Origin of the sequence: Amycolatopsis sp. NPDC047767 (genome assembly GCF_040704195.1) — a bacterium.
In the GTDB taxonomy this organism is placed as follows: domain Bacteria; phylum Actinomycetota; class Actinomycetes; order Mycobacteriales; family Pseudonocardiaceae; genus Amycolatopsis.
Genome location: NZ_JBEYSJ010000004.1, coordinates 396,221 through 420,809, shown reverse-complemented (window position 1 = coordinate 420,809; position 24,589 = coordinate 396,221). Strand labels below are relative to the sequence as shown.

Below are 24,589 nucleotides of genomic sequence, written 5' to 3'. Positions count from 1 at the left end.
GAACCCGGTCCGGCTCGACAACCTCACCGCTTCGCGAGCCCTGATCAAGAAGTGGTGAGGTTGTCGAGCATCAGCGACAGCGTGAACTCGAACCGCTCGTGACCCACACCCGACGTCAGCTCGGCCGCGTGCCGGCGGGTGTGCGGGAACCGCTCGGCCGGCAGCGCGCCCAGCCGCTCGACCAGATCCTCCCGGCTGAGCACCCAGGCGTCGTCCGGGTTCTTCTGCCGTTGGTGGACCAGTGAGCGTTCCCAGGCGTACGCGGTGACGTACAGCGTGAGTGAGTCCAGGGCCCACGCGGCGGTCTGTGCGGGGACGCCGCCGGCGAGCAGGAGGCCCAGGATGCCCTCGCTGACGCGCAGGGTCTCCGGATGGGTGGGGACGAGGGCGAGCGCCGCGCGGGACACGCCGGGATACTGGAGGTAGCGGTCGCGCAGCTGGGCGTAGACGTCGTGGATCTGCTGCCGCCACCGCGCGGGGTCCGGCTCGGGCAGCGAGATCTCCGAGCAGAGCCGGCCGATGAGCAGGTCGTCGAGGTCGGTTTTCGTGGTGATGTGGGCGTAGAGCGACGACGGCCCGGTGCCCAGCACGGCCGTGACGCGGCGGATGGTCAGCGCGTCGTAGCCCTCGGTGGCGACGACCTGCAGGGCCGCGTCCGTGATCCGCTCGGCGGTGATGGGCGGTTTGCGGGAAGCGGCAGACGCGGAGCGCTGAGCACGGCGGGAAGCGGCGGGCATGACCACCACCCTACCTTGACACGAACTTAGTTCGTCATCTAGAACTTTGTTCGTGACTACTGAACTTAGTTCGTCAGCCGGGTCGGCAACGGCCTCGCTACCCGTCCGCCGAGCCTGGCTGATGCTGGTCGTCGTGGTCGTCGCGGAACTGATGGATCTCGTCGACACGAGCGTCGCCAACCTGGCCGGGCCGTCGATCCGCGCCGATCTCGGCGGCGGGCCGATGACGCTGCAGTGGGTGCTCTCGGCCTACACCGCGGCGTTCGCGCTCGGCCTGATCACCTCGGGCCGCCTCGGTGACCTGCTCGGCCGCCGCCGGCTGTTCCTGCTGGGCATGGCCGGCTTCACCGTCGCGTCGCTGGCCTGTGGATTCGCGCCCGGTGCCGGGTTCCTCATCGCCGCCCGGGTGGTCCAGGGCCTGTTCGGCTCGGTGATGATCCCGCAGGGCCTGGCGCTGGTGAAGATCGTCTTCCCGCCCGAGCACCTGCGCAAGGCGCTCATGCCGTTCGGCCCGATCATGGGCCTGGCCACCGTCGCCGGCCCCGTGCTGGCCGGCTGGCTGCTGCACCTGGACCTGTTCGGCGGTGAGTGGCGCTCGATCTTCCTGGTCAACGTCCCGTTCGGCGTTCTCGCCGGCGCGCTCGCCTGGTGGGTCCTCCCCCGCCACAGCGGCGAAGACCGCACCGCGCGCCTGGACGTGCGTGGCGTCGGCCTGCTCACCGCCGGTTCGGCGCTGCTGATCGTGCCGCTCATCCAGGGCCGTGACCTCGGCTGGCCCGCGTGGACCTACGTGATGATCGCCGCCGGCCTGGTGGCCTTCGGGCTGTTCGTGGTGTCCGAACGCCGCAGCGCGCACCCGGTCATCGCGCCGTCGTTGTTCCGCAGGCGTAGCTTCGTGGTGGGCCTGGTGATCGTCGGCGGGTTCTACGCCGCGCTGAGCGCGTTCGTCCTGGTGCTCAACCTGCTGCCGCAGTCCGGCTTGGGCTGGTCACCGTTGCGGACCGGTTTCGCGCTGATCCCGTGGGCCGTCGGCACCGCGGTCGCCACACTGCTGTCGGGCGCCGTGCTCGCCGCGAAGCTCGGGCGAGCGAACCTCCACGGGGACTGGCCATCGCGATCGTCGGCCTGCTCGGTCTCCGGTGGTCGATCGCCCACTGGGGCGCGGGCATCGCCGGGTGGCAGCTGGCCCCCGCGCTGCTCGTGACCGGACTCGGTTCCGGGCTGCTGTTCGTGCCGCTGTTCGACTTCGTCCTCGGCGACGCGACCACCGAAGAGGTCGGCACCGGCGCCGGAGTGCTCAACGCGGCCCAGCAGTTCGCCGGCGCCCTGGGCGTCGCCGCGCTCGGCACCGTGTTCTTCGCCCGCGTCGGGCCGCCGTCGGCCGCGTCGTACCTGTCCGCCGCCGAGCTGGTGTTCGGCCTCTGCGCCGGTGTCTACGTGCTGGTGCTGCTGCTGGTCCGGTTCCTGCCGAAGCACGCGCAGCAGTGAAGCTCAGTCGCCCAGGCCGTAGCGGCGGATGCGCTTGTACAAGGTGCCGCGCGCCATCCCGAGCCGGTGCGCCGCCGCGGTCTTGTTGCCGCGGCAGGCGACGAGGACCTCACGGATGATCTCGGCTTCCGCGTTCTGGAGCGGATTTTCGTGCTCCGACACCGAAACCGCGCTGAAAATCAGGACACAGCCGTCCTCGAAGCGGCCCGGGGTGACGGGGCGGACGGTGGCGACGCGGCCGTCGCCCAGCGGCAGGTGCGTGGCCGAGGGGCCGGCTTCGCGGAGCATCGCCCACAGCGTCGCACGGTCGGGCAGGGTCGCGGCGGGACCGCCGTCGCTGATCATGATCTCGCCGTCGAGCGTGATCACGGTGGTGCCGGGCAGGGAGCGGAACGTCATGTGCGCGTCGACGAGCCGGCGCTGCCGGGGCGTGGCCGCGTCCCGCAACGCCGAACGCAGGCGCTCGGCGAACGCGACGACGGCGGCCATCACGAAGCGGTTGGTGTGCTCGGCGCGGCAGCACACGTTGACCGAACCGAGCAGCAGCCGCGTGGTCGGGTCGACGATCGGCGCGGTCGCGCACGTGTAGGGGTGCCAGGCCTGCTTGTAGTGCTCGGCCCCGACCACCATCGACGCGGACCGCACCGCCATCGACAGCCCGACCCCGCAGGTGCCGACGCCGTCCTCGACGTAGCGGTGCCCGGGCTCGACCTCCACCTGCTGCAGGTCGCGCCGCAACGCGGGATCGGACTCCCAGCGCCAGGTCAGCGTGCCGCGCGGGTCGACCAGCGCGACCGACGCGGCGTCGCCCACGAGCAGATCGGCCGTGCCGGGGATGACGCGGCTGCCGACCGCGACGAGCAGGGTTTCGGGGTCGAACTCGGCGGGCGCGAGGTCGAGCCGCTCGGGATCGACGCCCGACTGCCGCGACCGGACCCACGACTCCTCGATCTCCGGGCGCGCCGCCCCGCGGCGATCGGCCTCGAGGAACTGTTGCCAGACGTCCGAGGCGGGCACGGGCGGCTCCTCTCCTGGCTTCGTCGCCGGGAAACCCGAGTGTGCAGCACCGGTGGAGCGCGCTGCCAGCCCCCGAACGGGCGGGGTGTTCATCTTTTGAACGGTTCCGCCGCGAGCCCGGTGTGGCGCGCCGCACCGGCGTTACCGTCGATCACCCGGCCGGCGAAGTCAAGGAGGACTCATGCGTTTCGGCGTCTTCATGGCCCCGTTCCACGCCTCACCGATCAAGAGCCCGGTGGCGGCTTTGGCTCGCGACATCGAGACGATCAAGCTGCTCGACCGGCTGGGCTACGACGAGGCGTGGATCGGCGAGCACCACTCCTGCGGCGTCGAGCTCATCGCGAGCCCGGAGATCTTCATCGCCCACGTCGCGGCGCAGACGAAGACGATCAAGCTCGGCACTGGCGTGCTCTCGCTGCCTTACCACAACCCGTTGTGGGTGGCCGACCGCGCGATCCTGCTCGACCACCTCACGCGCGGCCGGTTCATGCTCGGCCTCGGCCCGGGCTCGCTGCCGACCGACGCGTCCATGATCGGGCTCGACCCCCTCAGCCAGCGCGGCGCGCTGGAGGAGGACACCGACGTGCTGATGCAGCTGCTCAACGGCGCCGAACCCGTCACGGTCAAGACCGAGCGCTACCGGCTGCGCGACGCGCTGTGCCAGCTGCGGCCCTTCACCCAGGGCGGCCTGGAGGTCGGCGTCGCCGCGATCGCGTCGCCGTCGGGGCCGCGCATCGCCGGCAAGCACGGCCTCAGCCTCCTGTCGATCGGCGCGACCCTGACCGGCGACCTCGACCTGCTGGCCCAGCACTGGGACGTCGCCGAGGAACGCGCCACGCAGTTCGGCACCACGATGAACCGCGACGGCTGGCGGCTCGTCGGGCCGATGCACCTGGCCGAGACGAAGGAACAGGCCTACGCCGAAGTCGAGCACGGCCTCGACGACTGGTGCAACTACCTGCAGCACGTCGCCGCCGTCCCCCACTTCGAACCCGGCGGCGCGACCTTCACCGAGCGCGTCGACTGGATCAACGCCAGCGGCATCGGCGTGATCGGCACCCCGGACGACGCGATCCGCCAGATCGGCACCCTCGAAGCGCAGTCGAAGGGCGGCTTCGGCTCGTACCTGATGATGGCGCACGAGTGGGCGACGCCGGCCGCCGCGGCGCGGCACTACGAGCTGTTCGCCGAAGCCGTCGCCCCGCACTTCCAGCAGCGCCTCGACCGCCTCGCCGCGACCGAGGCGCAGGCGAAGAAGCTGCGAGCCGAGCTGCACAGCCGGCAGGGCCAGGCCCTGGAAGAGGCGAAGGCCCGGCACGAGGCGGAGAAGTCGGCTTGATCTCGGGCGCGGGCCCGGCGGCACCGGTTCTGGCTTGGGTGCCGCCGTGGGCCTTTCCCTTGCGTCAGGCCGGCATCGCGCGTGCAGGACGTGCGGCCGGCCGCGATCGTTTTGCCGAAAACGAAGCGACAGCCCGCCCACGGGGTGAATAGCTTCGGGCGCATGGACACCACGTCGCTCACCTGGCGGCCGCTCACCCGCGATGACGCCCAGGCGGCGGCCGATCTGCTCAACGCGATGGAGACCGTCGACCGGATCGGCGAGAACTACACCGCGCAGGACACCCTCCAGGAGCTGGTCGACCCGTACGCGGATCTGGCGCGCGCGAGCCTCGCGGCCTTCGACGGCGACGTGATGGTCGGGTACATGAAGATCCGCTACAAGCGGCACGCGGCAGAGGTCCACCGCGTGGTCCTCGACGGCGGCGTGCACCCGGACCACCGGCGCCGCGGAATCGGCGCCGCGCTCGTCGAAGCCGGGGTGGCGGCGGCGAAAACGCTGCACGCGCTGCACCACCCGGCGCTGCCGCTCGCGATCGACGTCCACAAGTCCGGCCACATCGACGGCCTGGCCGAAGTCCTGGCCCCGCGGGGCTTCGCACCCGTCCGGTACTTCCAGCGCATGGAGCGCCCGCTCGGTACTGCGCTCCCCGAACCGGCGATCCCCGGCGGGCTGCGGATCGAGCCGTGGTCCGAGGACAGCGACGAGGACTTCCGCGTGACCCGCAACAAGGCGTACGCGGACGACTGGAACCCGGCTCCGTCGCCCGCGGACAACTGGCGGAACAAGATCGCCAACCACACCCTGCGGCCCGAGGCCAGTTTCCTGCTCCGCGACCCGGCGAACGGCACCGCGGCGGGCATGCTCGTGGCCAACCGCTGGGAAGCCGACGCGGCGGTCACCGGCGTCCGCGGCGTGCATTTCATGGCCATCGGGACGATCCCCGCCTACCGCAACCAGGGCGTCGCCACCGCGCTGCTCGGACACGCGCTGCGGGCGGCCGCCGAGCACGGCTTCGATCGGGCCGACGCGGACGTGGACTCGGCGAGCCCCGAGGGCGTGTCCGGGATCTTCGCGAGAGCGGGGTTCACGGCCAAGCGGCCCTACGTCCGCTGGGCGCTCGAGATCTGACGCACGGGGCAAGCTCACCTCCCGCAGATGAGGCCGTCCGCGACCCGCCCCCAGATGCTCGCCTTGAGGGACGCAGAACGGAGGCAGACTCATGACGATCGGACCCATCCAGCTCGTCGTACTGGGATTTCCGGACCCGGACTTCCACGGCGCGGTCATCGCGGAGCTCGAACGGCTGAGGGAGAGCGGCACCGTCAACGTGGTCGACGCGCTGGCCGTGCACAAGGATTCCGACGGCGGGATCGAGGTCGCCCACCTGAGCAACATCAGTGACGAAGAAGCCGTCGAGCTCGGCAGCAAGGTCGGCGCGCTGATCGGGCTCGGGATCGACGGCGAGGAAGGCATGGAGGCCGGCGCCCTCGCGGGTGCCGAGGAGGCCGCGGAAGGCATCGACGTGTTCTCCGACGAAGACGCCTGGGACGTGTTGTCGGAGATCCCGGACGGCTCGGCCGCCGCCCTCGTGCTGCTGGAACACCGCTGGGCCATCCCCTTGCGCGACGCCATCGCCGAGGCGGGCGGGTTCCGCATCTCCGACGGCTTCATCAGCCCGCTCGACCTCGTCGCCATCGGCCTGGTCAGCGCGGAGGAAGCGAAGCAGCTGCACGCCTTCGAAACAGCCACCCCCAGCCGCACCTGAGACAGGAGGCAGACCATGTTCGGATCCCGCAGGATCGCCCGCCGCACCTCGCGGCGCACCGCCCGGCGCGTTTCGCGGCGCCGGCGCTGAACCCAGCGGGCCGCGTCGACCCGGAGTGCCCGCACGGGCTCGACCCCGGCCGAGCGCGACGGCCGTCACGGCGGTGTCCGAAGTGGACACCGCCCGGAGTGCCGCGATCGTCGCGTCGGCGCGACCCGGCCCCTACACTCGACCGATGCCGGACAACGACCGTCCCGCGTGCGTCGAGGACGTGCACGAGCTCGCGCTCGCGATGCCGCACGTCAAGATCTGGCCGGGCTCGGAAGGCAAGCCCGTGTACCAGGTCGGCGGCAAGTCGTTCGTCTTCTTCCGCAACCCGCGCCCGGACGCCTTCGACCCGGACACGGGTGAGCGCTACCCCGACGTGATCGTCTTCTGGGTCCCGTCGGACGCCGACAAAGAAGCGCTCGTGCAGGACGAGGCCACGCCGTTTTTCACCACCCCGCACTTCCGCGGCCACCTTTCGGTGCTGGCGCGGGCGTGCCGCCTCGGCGAACTCAGCCGGGGCGAGCTGGCGGAGGTGGTGCAGGAGGCGTGGCTCTCGCGCGCCTCCACCCGCCGCGCGGCCGCGTGGCTCGCTGAACACCCACCCCCGGCCGGGTGATCACCGGAGGCCGGGGAGACCCAGTCGTGACCCAGCCGAGTCTTGACCGGGTGACTGTTATCGCTAACACTATGCGCCGGAAAGAGTGACGCGGACCACCCGGACGAGGAAGGCGGTGACGAAGTGTCAGCAGGAGCGGCCGGCGACCGGCAGGCGAGCCTCACGGACGTGGCCGGCCTCGCGGGTGTCTCCCACATGACCGTCTCCCGGGTCATCAACGGCACGGGCCCGGTCCGCCCCGAGACCCGGGCGCGGGTCATGGCCGCGGTGGAGGAGCTGGGTTACCGGCCCAACTCCGCGGCCCGCGCGCTCGTCACGGGCCGGTCCGGCACGCTCGGCGTAGTCGCGCTCGAGTCCAATCTGTACGGACCCGCGAGCACCCTGCACGGCATCGAGAACGCCGCCCGGGAAGCCGGTTACGCCATCACGATCTCGAGCGTGAGCCGCCCGGGCCGGTCGTCCATCGCGGACGCGGTGGAGATCCTGCGGCGCCAGGCGGTGGAGGGGATCGTGGTGATCGCCCCGCACGTCACGGCCGGGCAGGCGCTGGCGGGGGTGCCCTCGGCGGTCCCGGTCGTCGCCGTCGGCGGCGGCGAAGGCGCGCCGGTTCCGGTGATCTCCGTGGACCAGTACGACGGGGCCCGCCGCGCCACCGAGCACCTGCTCGCGCTCGGGCACCGCACGGTGTGGCACATCGCCGGGCCGGAGGACTGGCTGGAGGCGCTCGAACGCGAACGCGGCTGGCGCGAGACGCTGGAGCGCCACGGCGCCGAGGTGCCACCCGTCGTCCGCGGCGACTGGAGCCCGGCTTCGGGCTACGCCGCCGGGCGAGTGCTGGCCAAGAAAGTGCCCGACGGGCTGGACGCGGTGTTCGCCGCCAACGACCAGATGGCGCTGGGGCTGCTGCGCGCGTTCACCGAGGCCGGCGTCGGCGTGCCGGCGGACGTGCACGTGGCCGGCTTCGACGACGTCCCCGAGGCGGCGTACTTCACGCCGCCACTGACCACGGTGCGCCAGGACTTCATCGAAGTCGGCCGGCGCACGTTCGGGCTGCTGACCGAGCGGATGGGCGGCGGCGACCAGCACGTGCGCCACCTGGTCGAGCCCGAGCTGATCGTCCGGGAGAGCACCGGACCACGCTGAGCGCGGTCCCCACCGAAGGAGAACCCCGTGTCCCCGCACTCTCCGAATGTTAACGCTAACATCCACGAGCCTCTCGTGGTCGGCGTCGACTTCGGCACGCTCTCGGGCCGCGCCGTCGTGGTGCGAGTCTCCGACGGCGCCGAGCTGGGCACCGCCGTGCACGAGTACCCGCACGGCGTCGTCGACCGGGCGCTGCCCGCGACCGGCGAGCCGCTGCCGCCGGACTGGGCGTTGCAGGTCCCCTCGGACTACGTCGAGGTGCTGCGCACCGCCGTTCCCGCCGCCCTGCGCGACGCCGGCGCCGACCCCGCCGACGTCGTGGGTCTCGGCACCGACTTCACTGCGTGCACGGTGGTTCCGACCACTGTGGACGGAACGCCGCTGTGCGAGCTGCCGGAGTTCGAGCGCGAGCCGCACGCGTACGTGAAGCTGTGGCGCCACCACGCCGCCCAGCCGCAGGCCGACCGGATCACCGAGCTCGCACGGGCCCGCGACGAGAAGTGGCTGCCCCGCTACGGCGGACGGATCTCGTCGGAATGGGAGTTCGCCAAGGCGCTGCAGGTGTGCGAGGAGGCACCGGCCGTCTACGCGGCGACGGCGCACTGGGTCGAGCTGGCCGACTGGATTGTCTGGCGGCTCACCGGCCACTACGTCCGCAACGCCTGCACCGCCGGGTACAAGGGCATCCTGCAGGACGGCGAGTACCCGAGCGCCGATTTCCTGCGCGAGCTGAACCCCGGCTTCGCGGACTTCGTGGCCGACAAGCTCGACCGGGCGCTCGGGCGCCTCGGCGACCGCGCCGGCTCGCTCACGGCCGAAGCGGCCGCGTGGACCGGGCTGCCGGAAGGCATCGCCGTCGCGGTCGGCAACGTCGACGCGCACGTGACCGCGCCCGCCGCGCAGGCCGTCGAACCCGGCCGGATGGTCGCGATCATGGGCACCTCGACGTGTCACGTGCTCAACGCCGAGGAGCTGCGCGAGGTCCCCGGCATGTGCGGGGTCGTCGACGGCGGGATCGTGCCCGGGCTGTGGGGGTACGAGGCCGGGCAGAGCGGGGTCGGCGACATCTTCGCCTGGTTCGCCGAGCACGGCGTACCGCCCGGCTACCACGAGGACGCGCGACGAGCGGGCGTCTCGCTCCACGAGCACCTCACGACCTTGGCCGCCGGCCAGGAAATCGGCGCCCACGGGCTGGTCGCGCTCGACTGGCACAGCGGCAACCGCTCCGTGCTGGTGGACCACGAGCTGTCCGGCGTCGTCGTCGGCCAGACGCTGGCCACCCGCGCCGAGGACACCTACCGGGCGCTGCTGGAGGCCACCGCGTTCGGCACCCGCACCATCGTCGAAGCCTTCCGGGACTCGGGGGTGCCGGTCACCGAGCTGGTCGTGGCGGGCGGACTCGTCCGCAACGCCTTCCTGATGCAGCTCTACGCCGACGTGGTGAACCTGCCCCTGTCGGTGATCGGGTCCGCGCAGGGACCGGCGCTCGGCTCGGCCCTCCACGCCGCGGTGGCGGCCGGCGCCCACCCGGACATCGCCGCGGCTGCCCGCGCGATGGGCTCGGTCCACCGGGACGTGTACCGGCCGGTGCCGGCCCACGTCCGCGCCTACGACGAGCTCTACGCCGACTACCGCGAGCTGCACGACCACTTCGGCCGCGGCGGCAGCGACGTGCTGCACCGCCTCGCGGCCCGTCGCCACGCCGCCGCCCCCGGCCGGAAAGGACAGTCCTGACATGTCGCTGACCGACGAACTGCTCGGCACCGTCGCCGAACTGCGCCAGACGGTGGCCGATCTGCACGGCGAGCTGACCCGCAACGAGCTGGTCGCGTGGACCGCGGGCAACGTCTCGGCGCGGGTGCCCGGGCGCGAGCTGATGGTGATCAAGCCGTCCGGGGTGTCCTACGACGAGCTGTCCGCCGACACCATGGTCGTCACCGACCTGCACGGGCGGCTGCGCGACGGCGATCTCGCGCCCTCGTCCGACACGGCCGCCCACGCCTACGTGTACCGGCACCTGCCCGAGGTCGGCGGGGTCGTGCACACGCACTCCACCTATGCCACGGCGTGGGCCGCACGCGGCGAGCCGATCCCGTGCGTGCTCACGATGATCGCCGACGAGTTCGGCGGGGAGATCCCGGTCGGGCCGTTCGCGCTGATCGGCGACGACTCCATCGGCCGCGGCATCGTCGAGACGCTGCGGGCCAGCCGCTCCCCCGCCGTGCTCATGCGCAACCACGGCCCGTTCACCGTCGGGCGCACCGCCCGCGACGCGGTGAAGGCGGCGGTGCTGGTGGAGGACGTGGCCCGGACCGTCCACAAGGCCTTCGAGCTCGGCGCGCCCGCGCCGCTGCCGCCCGAGGACGTCGACCGCCTCTACGCGCGCTACCAGAACGTCTACGGCCAGCGCTGAGCCCGGCCGGCGCACCCGACGAGGAGAGAAATGGCTTCGCAGAACAAACCCCAGGTCTGGTTCCTCACCGGGAGCCAGGCGCTCTACGGCGAGGACACGCTGGCGCAGGTCGCCGGGCAGTCGCTGGAGATCCAGCGGCTGCTGGCCTCGACCGGACGGCTTTCGGCCGAGCTGGTCGGGAAACCGGTGCTGACCGAGGCCGCCGCGATCCGCCGGCTGCTGCTCGAAGCCAACGCCGACACTTCCTGCGTCGGGGTGATCGCGTGGATGCACACCTTCTCGCCGGCGAAGATGTGGATCGGCGGGCTCGACGCGTTGCGCAAACCGTTGCTGCACCTGCACACCCAGCTCAACGAAGCCCTGCCGTGGCAGTCCATCGACATGGACTTCATGAACCTCAACCAGGCCGCGCACGGCGACCGCGAGTTCGGCCACGTGCTGACCCGCCTTTCCGTGCCGCGCAAGACCGTTGCCGGGCACGCGGGCGACCCGGTGGTCGTGGCGCGGATCGACGCGTGGGCGCGGGCCGCGATCGGCGCGGACCACCTGCGGGAGCTGCGGCTGGCGCGCTTCGGGGACAACATGCGCGACGTCGCCGTGACGGAAGGCGACAAGGTCGAGGCCGAGCTGCGCTTCGGCGTCTCGGTCAACACCTACGGCGTGAACGACCTCGTGGAGCTCGTCGACCGCGCGTCCGAAAAGGACACCGGCGAGCTGGTCGCCGAGTACGCGTCGGCCTACGACCTGGCGCCGGAGCTCGCCGAATCCGGCGCCCGCCACGAGTCCCTGCGGTACGCGGCGAAAGTCGAGCTGGGGCTGCGGCGGTTCCTCACCGAGGGCGGTTTCGGCGCGTTCACCACGAACTTCGAGGATCTCGGCGGCCTACGGCAGCTGCCGGGGCTGGCCGTGCAGCGGCTGATGGCCGACGGGTACGGCTTCGGCGGCGAAGGCGACTGGAAGACCTCGGCCCTGCTCGCCGCGGTGAAGGCGATGGGGGCCGGCACCGGCCTCGGCACGTCGTTCATGGAGGACTACACCTACCACTTCGGGCCGGGCGAGCCGAAGATCCTCGGCGCGCACATGCTCGAGGTCTGCCCGAGCATCGCCGCCGCCCGCCCGTCGTGCGAGATCCACCCGCTCGGCATCGGCGGCCGCGAGGACCCGGTGCGGCTCGTGTTCGACGCCGCCCCCGGCCCCGGTGTGGTGCTCGGCCTGGCCGACCTCGGCGACCGGTTCCGCCTGGTGGCCAACGAGATCGAGGTCGTCCCGCCCGACGAGCCGCTGCCCAGCCTGCCGGTCGCGCGCGCGGTCTGGCGGCCGGCGCCGTCGCTCGCCACGTCGGCCGAGTCGTGGATCACCGCCGGCGCGCCGCACCACACCGTGCTGACCCAGGCGGTGCCGGTCGAGACGCTGCGCGACTTCGCCGACCTGCTCGGCGTCGAGCTCCTCACCATCGACGCCGGCACCACCACCTCCGGGTTCGCCGACCGGATCCGCTGGAACCAGGCCTACCACCGGCTCGCCCAGGGCTTCTGACTGGAACCAGGCCTACCACCGGCTCGCCCAGGGCTTCTGAAAGGAGCACGAACAATGAAGTTCATCCGAGGAATCCGAGGGGTCACCGTCGCGGCGCTGGCTTTGACGCTGGCCGCCTGCGGTTCGAGCGTGAAGACGGCCGACCAGCAGCCGGCCGCCGGCTCGTCGGCGGGGGCGCTGATCGGCGTCACCATGCCGACGAAGTCGTCGGAACGCTGGATCCACGACGGCGACAACATCAAGGCAGCGCTGGAGAAGCTCGGCTACAAGGTCGACCTGCAGTACGCCGAGAACGACATCCCCACGCAGGTCAACCAGATCGAGAACCAGATCACCAAGGGCGCCAAGCTGCTGGTGATCGCCTCCATCGACGGCACCGCGATCACCACCCAGCTGCAGGAGGCGGCCGACCACAAGATCCCGGTGATCGCCTACGACCGCCTGCTGCTCAACAGTCCCAACGTGGACTACTACGCGACCTTCGACAACTACAAGGTCGGCGTGGAGCAGGCCACCTCGCTGGTGAAGGGCCTCGGCACCGGTCCCGGCCCGTTCAACATCGAGCTGTTCGGCGGCTCGCCCGACGACAACAACTCGACGTACTTCTTCAACGGCGCCATGTCCGTGCTCAAGCCGCTCATGGACAGTGGCAAGCTCGTGGTGAAGAGCGGCCAGACGACGTTCGCGCCGACCGCGATCCTGCGCTGGGACCCGGCCACCGCGCAGCGGCGCATGGAGGACCTGCTCACCAAGACCTACGGCGGCGGCGCGAAGGTCGACGGCGTGCTCTCGCCGTACGACGGCCTGTCCATCGGCATCCTCTCGGCGCTCAAGAGCAACGGCTACGGCACCGCCGGCCAGCCCTACCCGGTGGTCACCGGCCAGGACGCCGAGGTCGCGTCGGTCAAGTCGATCATCGCCGGCGAGCAGTACTCGACGGTGTTCAAGGACACCCGCAAGCTCGCCGACGTCACGGTGAAGATGGCCGACACCGTGCTCAAGGGCGGCAAGGCGGAGGTCAACAACACCACCGACTACAACAACGGCAAGAAGGTCGTGCCCTCGTACTTGCTGCAGCCCGTGGTCGTGGACAAGACCAACTACCAGAAGGAGCTGCTGGACTCCGGCTACTACACCGCGGGCCAGCTGAAATGACGGAACTGCTCGGCATGCGCGGGATCACGAAGACCTTCCCCGGGGTCACCGCGCTCGCCGACGTCACCCTTTCCGTGCGCCGCGGGGAGATCCACGCGATCTGCGGGGAGAACGGCGCCGGGAAGTCGACCCTGATGAAGGTGCTCTCCGGGGTGCACCCGCACGGCAGCTACGACGGCGAGATCCGGTTCGACGGCGAGGCGTGCGAGTTCGGCTCCGTGCGGGACAGCGAACGCCGGGGTATCGTGATCATCCACCAGGAGCTGGCGTTGTGCGGGCAGCTCTCGATCGCGGAGAACATCTTCCTCGGCAACGAGCGGGCACGGCGCGGGTTCATCGACTGGAACCGCACCAACCACGAGGCCGGCGAGCTGCTGCGGCGCGTCGGCCTCGCGGAGAACCCGGTCACGCCGGTGCGCGACCTCGGCGTGGGCAAGCAGCAGCTCGTGGAGATCGCGAAGGCGCTGTCGAAGCAGGTGAAGCTGCTCATCCTCGACGAGCCGACCGCCGCGCTGAACGACGACGACTCCGCGCACCTGCTCGACCTGCTGCGCGGGCTGCGCGCTGACGGCGTGACGTCGGTGATCATCTCCCACAAGCTCGGCGAGGTGATCGCGATCGCCGACACCGTCACGATCCTGCGCGACGGCCGGACGATCGAGACCCTCGACGCGGCCGGGCTCACCGAGGAGCGGCTGATCACCGGCATGGTCGGGCGCGACCTGGAGCACCGCTTCCCGCCGCGCGAGCCCGACATCGGCGACGAGGTGCTGCGGATCGAGGACTGGACCGTGCACAGCCCGACCCAGCCGGGCCGGGTCGTGGTCGACGGCGCCAACCTCACACTGCGGCGCGGGGAGGTGGTCGGCCTGGCCGGGCTGATGGGCGCGGGCCGGACCGAGCTGGCGATGAGCGTGTTCGGCCATTCCTACGGCACGGGCATCTCCGGCCGGCTGATCAAGGACGGCGTGCCGATCGACGTCCGCTCGGTCCGCGACGCGGTGCGCCACGGCATCGCCTACGCCACCGAGGACCGCAAGCGCTACGGGCTCAACCTGATCGAGGACGTGCAGCGCAACGTCTCGGCCGCGGGCCTGGGCAAGCTGGCGCGCCGCGGCTGGGTCGACGAGCACGCCGAGCACGACACCGCCGCACGGTTCCGCCGGGACCTGCGGATCAAGGCGCCGACCGTGCGCAGCGTGACGGGGAAGCTCTCGGGCGGCAACCAGCAGAAAGTCGTGCTGGCCAAGTGGATCTTCACCGACCCGGACGTGCTGATCCTCGACGAGCCGACCCGCGGCATCGACGTCGGCGCGAAGTTCGAGATCTACTCGATCATCAACTCCCTTGCCGCGCAAGGGAAGGCCGTGCTGGTCATCAGTTCCGAGCTGCCGGAGCTGATCGGCCTGTGCGACCGGATCTACGCGCTGTCCGCGGGCCGGGTGACCGGCGAGGTCGCCCGCGAGGACGCCACCCAGGAGCTGCTGATGCAGTACATGACGAAGGAACGCCCATGACCACAACGGACACGGCCCGGCCCGCCGCGCCCCCGGCCGCCACCCCGGGCAGGCGGATCTCGATCAACCCGCGCCAGAGCGGGATCTACGTCGCCTTCGCCCTCATCGTGGTGCTGTTCGAGGTGCTCACCGGCGGCGCGCTGCTCGAGCCGCAGAACATCTCGAACATCATCGTGCAGAACTCCTACGTGCTGATCCTCGCGATCGGCATGATCCTGGTGATCATCTCCGGCCACATCGACCTCTCGGCCGGGTCGGTGGTCGCGATGACCGGCGCCGTCTCGGCGGTGCTCATGGTCAACCTGCACGTGCCGTGGCCGCTCGCGGTGCTGATCACCCTGGTGACGGGCGCGGTGATCGGCGCGTGGCAGGGGTACTGGGTCGCCTACTTCGGCATCCCGGCCTTCATCGTGACGCTGGCGGGCATGCTGGCGTTCCGCGCGCTGACGCTGACCGTGCTGGGCAACCAGGGCATCGGCCCCTTCCCCGACGCGATCCGCACGCTGTCCAACGGCTTCACCGACGGCTACCTCGGCAACATCGGCCTCGGCCCGCTCGGCGGCGCCGACTTGGTCAGCCTCATCGTCGGCGTGCTCACCGTCGCCGCGATCGCGATCACCCAGCAGCGCAAGCGCTCCGCGCGGCTCGGGTACGGGCAGGAGGTGGACCCGTACCCGGTGTTCGTCGCGAAGGTGGCCGGCGCCGCGATCCTGGTGCTCGCCGTGGTGGTGCAGCTCGCGCGGTTCAAGAACCTGCCGTGGGTGCTGATCCTGCTGGCCGTGCTGGTGGTCGGCTACTCGCTCGTCGCCGGGCGCTCGGTGTTCGGCCGCCACATCTACGCGGTCGGCGGCAACCTCCAGGCCGCGACGCTGTCGGGCGTCAAGGTCAAGTCGGTGGCGTTCTGGATCTTCGTGAACATGGGCGTGCTGGCCGCGCTCGCGGGGATCATCTTCGCCGGCCGACTGAACCAGGCCGGTCCCACGGCCGGCGTGAACTTCGAGCTCGACGCGATCGCCGCCGCGTTCATCGGCGGCGCCGCCGTGCAGGGCGGCGTGGGCAAGGTCGTCGGCGCGATCACCGGCGGGCTCATCATGGCCGTGATCAACAACGGCATGTCGCTGATCGGCGCCCCGAGCGAGCGCGTGATGCTGGTCAAGGGCGTCGTCCTGCTCGCGGCCGTCGCGTACGACATCTGGACGAAACGCCGGGGAACCGCTTAGAGCCGGCGTGCGTCCACTGTGGAGTGCTGGACGCGGAGGGAACTGGACGGTGCGCGGGTGCGGGGGTGCGCGGGTGCGGCAGCCAGGCGGGGTGTCCGCCTGGCTGCCGGATCACGATTCGAACCTTGACACCCCCACGGCCGCGATGTTGGATCCCGTGTCGTGCCTCGAAGAAAGCTCGTCATGGCGACGACGGCTGCGCTCGTGCTCGGTGGTGCGGCGGTCGCCGTGACAGCCGGGCTGGTGACCGGCGGAGACCCGGCGCCGATGACTCCGGCAGCGCCCGCCGTGGGTTCGGCTCCAGTCGCGTCGAAACCCGTTTCCCCGCCGCCCCAGCCCCTTTCGCCCGCGGTGACCGCGTCAAGTGAGCCGGCGCACGCCGACCCCGTGGATGTCCACAATGCACACGGGTCCGGGGCAATTCAGTCGCCGAAGCACACCAGCGGCAATTCCGGCAGCTCCCGGAGCGACGCCGACGTCTACAAACAACCGATCAACGCTCGTCCTTCGGGCCAGGTGCCCGGTCTCGGCCCCGTGCTCGGGACGAAAACGGGCAACACCGGTCCCGCGGACGAACCGGTCACCACGCCCTCGGCACTCCCCAACCCGGCCGCGACGCCGCCCACGTTCACACCGTCGGTGCAGCCCGGGCCGTGACCAGGTCTACGGCCGGCGGAAGATGGTGATCGAGTGGCCGACCTCGTCGATCGGGGTGCTGGTGGCCAGCACGGCCTTCAGGTGGGCGTCGGCCTTGGCGATGGAGGAGTCGGAGACCGCGAGGAGGCCGTGGACCTGATCGGGCGGCACGCGGAGGGGGTCGGCGGCGGCGATGCCGTAGAACGCCGGGACGCCGCTGCCCTTGTAGATCAGCCAGACGGGCTCGCCGGGGTAGGTCGTGTGGAGGCGGTCGGCGAGGCGGCCGAGGTCCTGGCCCCAGTCGACGTTCGAGTCGTGCAGACGCAGGTGGGTCTGGGCCGGGCCGCCGAACGCCTCGTTGGAGTAGGGCAGGTAGTACGGGAAGGTCAGCAGTGAGCTGACGGCCGTGAAGACGACCAGCGCCGCCGCCGTGACGTAGGCCCAGCGGCGGCGCAGGAGGACGACGCCGGCGGCCGCGACGGCGAGGAACATCGGGAGGAACACCGTGTACCGGACACCGAAGTCGCGGCTGCCGGTCATCGCGGCGGCGAGCAGCACGGCGGACGGGACGAGCAGGTACGGCGCGGCGGGGCGCAGCCGGGGAACCGCGAGCAGCACCACGATCCCGGCCAGCCACAGCGCCAGCGTGCCGAGCGGGGTCTTCACCAGGATCGCGGCCGGGAGGTAGTACCAGAGGGCGCCGAAGTAGAGGCGGCCGAACAGGAAGCCGCTCCACACCTGGTCTTCGAAGCCGAACTGGAGGTGCATGCCGTCGCGGTACGGCGCGGGCACCGGCAGCCAGTCGGCGAGGGCGCGCAGGCCGTGCAGCGTCGGCAGGCCCGGCGGTGCCTGCCAGCGCAACCGCGGATCGACGGCGAGGTAGGCAGCCCAGACGACGGCGACGGCGATCACCCCCGTGCCGACGACCGTCGCGACGAACTCGGCCGCTGTCCGTTTCGAGCCAAAACCGGAGCCGCGACGGAACTGCCACACCGAGAGCGCCGCCAGGAACAGCACCACCGGAACCGCGGGCAGGGCGCTCATCTTCGTGGCGATCGCCGCGCCCAGCGCGAGTCCCGCCAACGGGAGGTACAGCAGGGGCCTGTGCCGGGCCCGCCACACCAGCCAGGCCGACGTCAGCAGGAACCCGGCCATCGGCACGTCGAGCGTGGCCAGTGAGCCGTACGCGATGACGTCGGGTGAGAAGGTGTACAACGCGAGCGCCATGAGCCCGCCGACCGGGCCGGCCAGGTCGCGCGCGAACGCGAAGACGACCAGCCCGAACAGCAGCGTCAGCACGATCATCGGCAGGCGGGCCAGGAGCATCAGGTGTCCGGGGTCCTGGCCCGACTCGTACAGCACGCGCCGGCCGAGCTGCGTTTCGTCACCGGCGAACGCGGGGTCGAGGTGCACGTCGGCGAAGGCCAGGCCGGACGCGATGATCAGCTTGCCCAGCGGCGGGTGCTCCGGGTTGTACCGCAGGCTGTGCTGGTCGAGGTAGACGACGGCCGCGCCGACGTACACCGGCTCGTCGATCGTCGGGGTCTGCTCGACGGCCGTGGTGACCATCGCGAACGCCATCTGCCCGAGCAGCGCGAACCCGACGAGCGCGAAGGCCCACCGCCGCAGCCACCCGAACCGGCCCGCCGGGGCCGGACCCGGGTCCGCCGGGGTCGCCTCGCCCGCGCTCGACAGCTGGCTCGTAGGCGGCGACAACCCGGGGTTCCTTCCACGCGAGAGAACACGTCCGAGCCCATGCTACGCAGCGTCCGGCGAGCGGACCTCCTGCTCAGCCCTCGACGGAGCCGGTCGTAGTCCTTCTCCGCCGCCGTCCGGCCGGGTGACAACGCGATCGCCGTGACGGCACCCGCGAGCCAGCCCACGCCGGCGCCGATGCCGAAGGCCGCCCAGACCGAGAGCTGGGGTGGCCCGCGAGCAGCAGCGGCACCGTGGCCAAGGCGACGGCCTCGCCGGTGAGGGACGCGATCAGGGAGACGTTGAGACGTTGATGCCCGCTCCCAGGCGGTCCGCGGTGGCGCCGGCCAGGCGCAGCACGACGTAGCCGGACAGCAGGATCGCGACGTCCTGCCACGCGTTCGCCCGGGAGCCCGCGACCGCGACACCGCCCAGGCCGCCCAGGAGGCCCAACAACACCGTCGCGCCCGCGAGCGCCGCGGGCCGCACCGACGGCAGGCCGGACAGCGCCTGCGCGGCGATCCCCCCGGCGAGCGCGGCCACCCCGGCGGCGATCAGCAGGAACAGCCACCACGGCACCAGCGGATCGCTGAGGATCCCCGCCGTCACCCCCACCATCACGCCGACGACCTCGACCTTGGGACGGTCCGCCATGCCCGCTCCCCCCGTTCCCGCTCGACCTCCGGACGGGTCGGAGGTTAAGGGGCCGGCGGCGGGACCGGTCCCGCCGCCGGAACCGTCCCGTGTGGACGGGCGCCGGTCAGCGGCTGCCCACGGTCCTGCGCTTGACGAACCCGATCACCGCCGTCGCCACGAACAGCACCGCGCCGACGACCACCAGCCAGAACAAGCCCTTGATCACGACCCCCAGGACCACGCACACGAGCCAGACCACCAGCAGAATCCCCAGCAACGCGATCATCGAAGCTCCTCCTGTCGATCACCACCTCCCCGGCGGGCGGCACGTCGGACTACCCGCGGCTCGCGGGGTACAAACGCCGGTGCCCCGAGCGAGATCCGCGGCCGTCGCCGAGCTCGGCGGAGATCGAGACGTCGGCATCGACGGGCGTACGGTCCGGCTGCTCATCCGGGCTCCGGTGCCCCCGGACGGTGCCGGTAATTCGGTTGACCCGGCCTTCCGACGCCGATGCACTGTGGCGCGACAGCCACGACTCCCGGGGAGACCGCCACGGTGGACACGCACGCAGTGGAGATCCGCACCACGACCGAGCAGGACTTCGACGTCTTCGTCGACACCGTCCACACCGCGTTCGCGCGGTTCCCGGAAACGCCCGCCGAGGGTGGCGGCGGGTTGTGGTGGTCGGCGCTCGAGATGGACCGCGGGGTGCTGGCCCTGGCGGACGGGCGGCCGGTCGGGACCGCGGCGGCCTACTCGTTCGAGCTCACGCTGCCGGGTGAGGTCGTGGTGCCGGCGGCGGGGATCACGTCCGTCGGGGTGCTGCCTTCGCATCGGCGCCGGGGCGTGCTGAGCGCGATGATGCGCCACCAGCTGGCCGAGCTGCGGGCGCGCGGGGAGTTCCTGTCCGTGCTGCTCGCGTCGGAGGCCACGATCTACGGCCGCTTCGGCTACGGGCCGGCGACCTACACCGGGCAGCTGACGGTGGCACGCCACCACCAGGCCGCGCTCGCCGCGCCGCGCGCCCAGGCGCCGGCCGACACCGGCTCGGTCGAGGTGCTGAAGCGCGACGAGTGCGGCGACCTGCTGGAAGACGTCTACGACCGCTACCGCCGCGCGCAACCCGGTGCGTTGTCCCGGCCGCACCGGTGGTGGGCGTTGCGCGCGGGCCAGCCGCCGATCACCGCGGCGCCGCGGTACATCGCCGTGCACCGGGACGCCGACGGGACCCCGGACGGCTACGCCAGCTATTCGCTCGGCGAGCCCGGCACGCTGGCCGTCGACGAAACCATCGCCACCGACGACGCGGTCTTCACCGCCCTGGCCCGCTTCGTGCTCGGCCACGACCTGGTGAAGAGCGTGGTGTTCAAGCACGTCCCGCCTTGGCACCCGCTGCGCTGGCAGCTCGCGGACTTCCGCGCCAGCGAGGCCCGCGACGACGACTGGCTGTGGGTACGGCTGCTGGACGTCCCGCGCGCCCTGACCGCCCGCGGCTGGTTCACCGACGGCGAGCTCGTCCTCGACGTCACCGACCCCTTCCTCGCCGAACGCGCCCGCCACCTGCTTACTGTCCGCGACGGCAAAGCCGAGTGCGTCCCCACGGACCGCACCCCCGACCTGTCCCTCGACATCCGCGACCTCGGCTCCCTCTACCTCGGCGGCACCACCCCCAGCACCCTCGTCCGCGCCGGCCACATCCACGCACACCACCCCGAAGCCGCGGCCGTCGCCGACGCGCTTTTCCGGGGCGACCGCGAGCCGCACTGCCTGCACTGGTTCTGACGCCGCTCAGCGGTCCGGGCGGTCCGGAGACGCTAGTTCCCAGGTTCGCGATCCGGGTCCTCACCGAGCACCCGGGCCGCGTCCTCGCAGAGCCGCCGCCCGGCGATTTGGTCGGCGCTGTGCGGCAACCCGAGCCGCGCGGTGACGAGACCGGCAATCCCCCGCCACGTCACCTCGTCGAGGCCACGCCAGCGCCGGATCTGCTCGGCGAGCACGAGAGCGTGACGTTCTCCGTGACGCCCTGGTACCGCGCTGACTGCTAGGTCAGCGCGACCGCTGTCGGCCGGCCGATGCGGATGGCACTGGGCAGCAGCGGGGCGCGCTTGAGGACGATGATCGCGCCGCCAGTGTGCTCCAGTGGTGCCGGCACTTCGTCGGTCGCGCGGTTGGGCACCGCGTGGAGCATGGCGTCGCGCATCGCACGCGGATCGGTCGTTTCCACAGTGGACACTCCAGGGCCGGGACCGCGCCGGCCGCGGTGCGACGGACAGCGAAGCGCGTCGATCGTAGCGACGACGCCGGGCCGGCTCCGGAGAATCCGTCAGTCCTGCGAATCCGCCGGACGGTTCCCGCGCACCACCAGCACCGGGCACAGCGCGTAGGAGATCAGGCTCTGGCTGGTGGACCCGAGCGCCAGGCCGGCGAGCCCGCCGCGGCCGCGGCTGCCGACGACCAGCAGCTGCGCCTGGTCGGCGAAGTCGAGCAGCCCGTCGGCCGGCTTCTCCTTCACGGCCAGGCGCTCGACCTGCACGTCGGGGTACTTCGCCTGCCACCCGGCGAGGCGCTGGGCGAGCAGTTCCCGCTCGTGGGCCTCGATGGCGTCGGCGTCGGCGGACGAGCCGGACTCCTCGAACACCGACGCCAGGAAGCCTTCCTTCCAGCAGTGCACGGCGAGGAGCGGAGTCCGGCGCCACGACGCTTCCTCGAAGGCGACGCCGATCGCTTCCTCCCCGACCGGCGTGGCGTCCACGCCGACCACGACCGGGCCGTCGACCGGCGGCGCCTCCTCGGCGACGTGGGGCCGCACGAACGCGACCGGGCACTCGGCGTGCGAAGCGAGCGAGACCGACACCGAGCCCAGCACGAACCGGCCGAGCCGGTGCAGCCCCGTCGAGCCGAGGATCAGCATCCCGGCCGACGCGGACTCGGCACGCAGCGCCGACGCCGGCTGTTCCGGCCGCAGCACGGCCTCGGCGGCCAGCTCCGGCGCCACCTCGGCGACGGCGGCCTGCGCCCGGCTGAGCACGCGCTCACCGCGTTCGCCGACGACGCGCTGCGCGTCCTCATACGTCGGCGCGCGGTGCGGGTACGTCACCGGAATCTCGTCCACGGCGTGCACCAGCCGCAGCCCGAGGCGGCGCTCGCGGGCCATCCGCGCGGCCCAGCGCGCCGCCATCAGCGACGAGTCGCTCTCGTCGACCCCGACGACCAGATCGGTGGACGCGCTTGCCATGGGTTCCCCGCCTTCGTCGGTCTGCCGGCACCCCGGACTGTAACCGCAGCGGACCCGCGCGCGAGACGGCCAACAGACCCCCGTCCGGGTGACTTTCGTCCGGCTGCACCCCGCGCTGCGGCCGGCCGCCGAGTCGATCTGCATACGGATGACTACGCGGATCGGCCGACGAACGCCCCAGCACTTGCCTCCGGCAGAATGCTTGACACCGGCCGTAGGCAGATGCGATTTTCATCCGTATGCTGACGATTCTCGTGGCGGCAGCGAGACGCATTGGCAGCACTCGATCTTCCGCAGCACCCGATGCCCAGCGAAGGGACTTTCGATGACGAAGCCCGCCCGCCTCGACGACCCGGACCGCCCGTCCTTCCCCCTCGACGCCTGGTACGCGGCCGGCTGGGACCACGAGATCGGCCGGACGCTGCGGCCCCTCCGCGTCGCCGACCAGCCGGTGGTCCTGTTCCGCCGGCTCGACGGCACCCCGGTCGCGCTGGCCGACGCGTGCTGGCACCGGCTGGTGCCGCTGTCGACCGGCCGCCTCGAAGGCGACGAGGTCGCCTGCGGCTACCACGGCATCCGCTACGACGGCGACGGCCGCGCGACGTTCATGCCGGCCCAGCAGACGATCAACCCGAGCGCCTGCGTGCGCTCCTACCCGACCGTCGAACGCCACCGGTTCGTCTGGATCTGGCCCGGGGACCCGGCGAAGGCCGATCCGGCGTTGATCCCGGACCTGCACTGGAACCTCGACCCGGAGTGGGCCGGCGACGGCGGCATGATCCACCTGGCCGCCGACTACCGGCTGGTCGTCGACAACCTCATGGACCTCACCCACGAGGCCTTCGTGCACACGAGTTCCCTGCACCAGGAGGAAATCAACCACGAGCGGCTCGACGTGGCCCACGAAGGCCGGACCGTGACGGCCACCAAGTGGATGCTGGGCGTCTCGGCGCCGAACTTCTGGGCCGCGCAGCTGAACCGCGTCTTCCCCGGCTGGACGGGGCTCGTCGACCGCTGGCAGATCATCCGGTTCGAGGCGCCGTGCACCATCACGATCGACGTCGGCGTCGCCAAGGCCGGCACCGGCGCCCCCGAAGGCGACCGCAGCCAGGGCGTCGCGAACCGGATCATCAACACCGTCACGCCGGAAACCCGCACCCGGCCACTACTTCTGGGCCAATGCCCGCGACTACGACCTGCGCGACCAGCAGGTGACGACGCCGCTGCGCGAGGGCGTCGCGCGGGTGTTCAGCGAGGACGAAGCGATGATCGAGGCGCAGCAGCAGGCCCTCACGGAGAACCCCGGGCACGACTTCGCCAACCTCAACATCGACGCGGGCGGCATGTGGGCGCGCCGCGCGATCGACGCGCTGATCGACGCCGAGACCACCGGCCGGCCGGCGCCTTCCGTTGCGGGAAGCCGATGACCGCGCCGCGCCGGCTGACCGCCACGGTCGTCGCGGCCACCGAGGCCGCCGAGGGCGTCCGTTCGCTCCGGCTCCAACTGGGCGAGCGCGTACACGCCGCGCCGGGCAGCCACGTCGACGTCGTGGTCCATCTCAACGGCCGCGACGAAACGCGGTCGTACTCCGTCGTCGCCCACGACCCCGAGGCCGGCACGATCGACCTCGGTATCCGGCTCGGCGCCACCAGCTCCGGCGGCTCCCGCTACCTGCACGGGCTGACCGCCGGAGACCGCCTGCGCGTCACCGAGCCCGTGCAGACCTTTCCGCTCACCCGCGGCCGCCCCGGCTACACGCTGGTCGCCGGCGGCATCGGCATCACCGCGTTGCTGCCGATGTTTCGCACCCTCGTCGCGCAGGACGCCGACGTCCGCCTCGTCTACGCGGGCCGCGGCCGCGCGAGGATGGCGTTCCTCGACCAGCTCGGCCATCCACGGGTGGACGTGGTGGCCAAGGACGAGGGCCGGGTGATCGACCCGGACCGGCTCGTCGCCGACCTTCCCGAAGGACACGAGCTGTACGTGTGCGGGCCGATCGGGCTGCTGGAGGCGCTTCGGTCGGCCTGGCACGCCGCGGGCCGGCCGGCGAGCCACTTCCGGTTCGAGACGTTCGGCAGCAGCGGCCGGCACCCGGCCGAGGAGTTCGTGGTCGAGATCCCGAGATTGTCCTTGCGCACCACCGTTCCGGCGAACCGGTCCCTGCTCGACGCGCTGGAAGCCGCGGGCGCCGAGCTCATGTCCGACTGCCGCCGCGGCGAATGCGGGCTGTGCGAGGTGAAAGTGCTGGGCTGCACCGGAATCGTGGACCACCGCGACGTTTTCCTGAGCCCGGAGCAGCACGCGCCGGACGACCACCTGTGCACCTGTGTGAGCCGCGCGGCTTCGGTGCACGGCGAGCCGGCCACGTTGGTGCTGGACGTGCCGTAA

Annotated in this window: 24 protein-coding genes and 1 pseudogene; 17 read left to right on the top strand and 8 right to left on the bottom strand. The window is 71.8% G+C overall.

Annotated elements, in window-relative coordinates; genetic code table 11:
• Nucleotides 1-44: 44 nt before the first annotated feature.
• Nucleotides 45-737: a TetR/AcrR family transcriptional regulator gene (locus AB0878_RS10835; protein WP_366578634.1), complete on the bottom strand. Its 693-nt coding sequence runs from the start codon at nucleotides 735-737 to the stop codon at nucleotides 45-47.
• A 121-nt stretch (nucleotides 738-858) separates the two neighbouring features.
• Between AB0878_RS10835 and AB0878_RS10830 the strand changes: the two genes are divergently transcribed.
• Nucleotides 859-1,941: an MFS transporter gene (locus AB0878_RS10830; RefSeq protein WP_366578632.1), complete on the top strand. Its 1,083-nt coding sequence runs from the start codon at nucleotides 859-861 to the stop codon at nucleotides 1,939-1,941.
• Nucleotides 1,938-2,225, top strand: coding sequence for a hypothetical protein (locus AB0878_RS10825; RefSeq protein ID WP_366578631.1), 288 nt, complete (start codon nucleotides 1,938-1,940; stop codon nucleotides 2,223-2,225). Before AB0878_RS10830 ends, AB0878_RS10825 begins: the two co-directional genes overlap by 4 nt.
• Before the next feature lie 3 nt (nucleotides 2,226-2,228).
• Here the strand turns inward: AB0878_RS10825 and AB0878_RS10820 are convergent, their stop codons facing one another.
• Complete coding sequence (locus tag AB0878_RS10820) at nucleotides 2,229-3,242, bottom strand: helix-turn-helix domain-containing protein (protein ID WP_366578630.1); 1,014 nt, start codon at nucleotides 3,240-3,242, stop codon at nucleotides 2,229-2,231.
• 181 nt (nucleotides 3,243-3,423) lie between these two features.
• Between AB0878_RS10820 and AB0878_RS10815 the strand changes: the two genes are divergently transcribed.
• The 12 genes from AB0878_RS10815 to AB0878_RS10760 all read left to right on the top strand — a co-directional run bounded on the left by AB0878_RS10815 (nucleotide 3,424) and on the right by AB0878_RS10760 (nucleotide 16,654).
• Nucleotides 3,424-4,581 carry an LLM class flavin-dependent oxidoreductase gene (locus AB0878_RS10815; protein ID WP_366578628.1) on the top strand — a complete coding sequence of 386 codons (1,158 nt, stop codon included), beginning with the start codon at nucleotides 3,424-3,426 and terminating at the stop codon, nucleotides 4,579-4,581.
• A 162-nt stretch (nucleotides 4,582-4,743) separates the two neighbouring features.
• On the top strand, nucleotides 4,744-5,712 hold the full coding sequence (locus AB0878_RS10810) for a GNAT family N-acetyltransferase (RefSeq protein WP_366578626.1): 969 nt from the start codon (nucleotides 4,744-4,746) through the stop codon (nucleotides 5,710-5,712).
• A 91-nt stretch (nucleotides 5,713-5,803) separates the two neighbouring features.
• Complete coding sequence (locus tag AB0878_RS10805) at nucleotides 5,804-6,349, top strand: hypothetical protein (protein WP_366578625.1); 546 nt, start codon at nucleotides 5,804-5,806, stop codon at nucleotides 6,347-6,349.
• A 235-nt stretch (nucleotides 6,350-6,584) separates the two neighbouring features.
• The gene (locus AB0878_RS10800; protein ID WP_366578624.1) at nucleotides 6,585-7,013 is read left to right on the top strand and encodes an MmcQ/YjbR family DNA-binding protein; all 429 of its coding nucleotides are present in this window, start codon (nucleotides 6,585-6,587) and stop codon (nucleotides 7,011-7,013) included.
• Nucleotides 7,014-7,136: 123 nt separating this feature from the next.
• A complete protein-coding gene (locus AB0878_RS10795; RefSeq protein ID WP_366578622.1) occupies nucleotides 7,137-8,156 on the top strand; it encodes a LacI family DNA-binding transcriptional regulator in 1,020 nt (339 codons plus the stop codon).
• A gap of 60 nt (nucleotides 8,157-8,216) precedes the next feature.
• A complete protein-coding gene (gene araB, locus AB0878_RS10790; protein ID WP_366578723.1) occupies nucleotides 8,217-9,890 on the top strand; it encodes a ribulokinase in 1,674 nt (557 codons plus the stop codon).
• Nucleotide 9,891: 1 nt separating this feature from the next.
• Nucleotides 9,892-10,569, top strand: a complete 678-nt coding sequence (locus tag AB0878_RS10785; RefSeq protein ID WP_366578621.1) for an L-ribulose-5-phosphate 4-epimerase — start codon at nucleotides 9,892-9,894, stop codon at nucleotides 10,567-10,569.
• A gap of 30 nt (nucleotides 10,570-10,599) precedes the next feature.
• The gene (araA, locus tag AB0878_RS10780; protein WP_366578619.1) at nucleotides 10,600-12,105 is read left to right on the top strand and encodes an L-arabinose isomerase; all 1,506 of its coding nucleotides are present in this window, start codon (nucleotides 10,600-10,602) and stop codon (nucleotides 12,103-12,105) included.
• A 54-nt stretch (nucleotides 12,106-12,159) separates the two neighbouring features.
• Nucleotides 12,160-13,260, top strand: coding sequence for a multiple monosaccharide ABC transporter substrate-binding protein (gene chvE, locus AB0878_RS10775; protein WP_366578618.1), 1,101 nt, complete (start codon nucleotides 12,160-12,162; stop codon nucleotides 13,258-13,260).
• Nucleotides 13,257-14,777 (top strand): multiple monosaccharide ABC transporter ATP-binding protein, encoded by a 1,521-nt coding sequence (mmsA, locus tag AB0878_RS10770; RefSeq protein WP_366578616.1) that lies wholly within the window; start codon nucleotides 13,257-13,259, stop codon nucleotides 14,775-14,777. Before chvE ends, mmsA begins: the two co-directional genes overlap by 4 nt.
• A complete protein-coding gene (mmsB, locus tag AB0878_RS10765; protein ID WP_366578614.1) occupies nucleotides 14,774-15,997 on the top strand; it encodes a multiple monosaccharide ABC transporter permease in 1,224 nt (407 codons plus the stop codon). The genes mmsA and mmsB overlap by 4 nt, the downstream gene beginning before the upstream one ends.
• A gap of 183 nt (nucleotides 15,998-16,180) precedes the next feature.
• Nucleotides 16,181-16,654: a hypothetical protein gene (locus AB0878_RS10760; RefSeq protein WP_366578613.1), complete on the top strand. Its 474-nt coding sequence runs from the start codon at nucleotides 16,181-16,183 to the stop codon at nucleotides 16,652-16,654.
• A gap of 6 nt (nucleotides 16,655-16,660) precedes the next feature.
• Here the strand turns inward: AB0878_RS10760 and AB0878_RS10755 are convergent, their stop codons facing one another.
• From AB0878_RS10755 to AB0878_RS10745, 3 genes are all read right to left on the bottom strand, one after another.
• Entirely contained in the window at nucleotides 16,661-18,349 is a 1,689-nt protein-coding gene (locus AB0878_RS10755; protein WP_366578611.1) for a phospholipid carrier-dependent glycosyltransferase, read from the bottom strand.
• A 270-nt stretch (nucleotides 18,350-18,619) separates the two neighbouring features.
• Entirely contained in the window at nucleotides 18,620-18,982 is a 363-nt protein-coding gene (locus tag AB0878_RS10750) for a hypothetical protein (RefSeq protein WP_366578609.1), read from the bottom strand.
• 106 nt (nucleotides 18,983-19,088) lie between these two features.
• The gene (locus AB0878_RS10745) at nucleotides 19,089-19,250 is read right to left on the bottom strand and encodes a hypothetical protein (protein WP_366578608.1); all 162 of its coding nucleotides are present in this window, start codon (nucleotides 19,248-19,250) and stop codon (nucleotides 19,089-19,091) included.
• 285 nt (nucleotides 19,251-19,535) lie between these two features.
• Between AB0878_RS10745 and AB0878_RS10740 the strand changes: the two genes are divergently transcribed.
• Complete coding sequence (locus AB0878_RS10740) at nucleotides 19,536-20,747, top strand: GNAT family N-acetyltransferase (protein ID WP_366578721.1); 1,212 nt, start codon at nucleotides 19,536-19,538, stop codon at nucleotides 20,745-20,747.
• A gap of 32 nt (nucleotides 20,748-20,779) precedes the next feature.
• Here the strand turns inward: AB0878_RS10740 and AB0878_RS10735 are convergent, their stop codons facing one another.
• From AB0878_RS10735 to AB0878_RS10725, 3 genes are all read right to left on the bottom strand, one after another.
• Nucleotides 20,780-20,962, bottom strand: coding sequence for a hypothetical protein (locus AB0878_RS10735; RefSeq protein WP_366578606.1), 183 nt, complete (start codon nucleotides 20,960-20,962; stop codon nucleotides 20,780-20,782).
• Nucleotides 20,963-21,006: 44 nt separating this feature from the next.
• Complete coding sequence (locus tag AB0878_RS10730) at nucleotides 21,007-21,189, bottom strand: hypothetical protein (protein WP_366578604.1); 183 nt, start codon at nucleotides 21,187-21,189, stop codon at nucleotides 21,007-21,009.
• A gap of 99 nt (nucleotides 21,190-21,288) precedes the next feature.
• A complete protein-coding gene (locus AB0878_RS10725; protein ID WP_366578603.1) occupies nucleotides 21,289-22,200 on the bottom strand; it encodes a universal stress protein in 912 nt (303 codons plus the stop codon).
• 148 nt (nucleotides 22,201-22,348) lie between these two features.
• Here AB0878_RS10725 and AB0878_RS10720 point away from each other — a divergent pair.
• Nucleotides 22,349-23,627, top strand: a pseudogene (locus tag AB0878_RS10720) (aromatic ring-hydroxylating dioxygenase subunit alpha).
• Nucleotides 23,624-24,589, top strand: coding sequence for a PDR/VanB family oxidoreductase (locus AB0878_RS10715; protein WP_366578601.1), 966 nt, complete (start codon nucleotides 23,624-23,626; stop codon nucleotides 24,587-24,589). The pseudogene AB0878_RS10720 and the gene AB0878_RS10715 overlap by 4 nt, the downstream one beginning before the upstream one ends.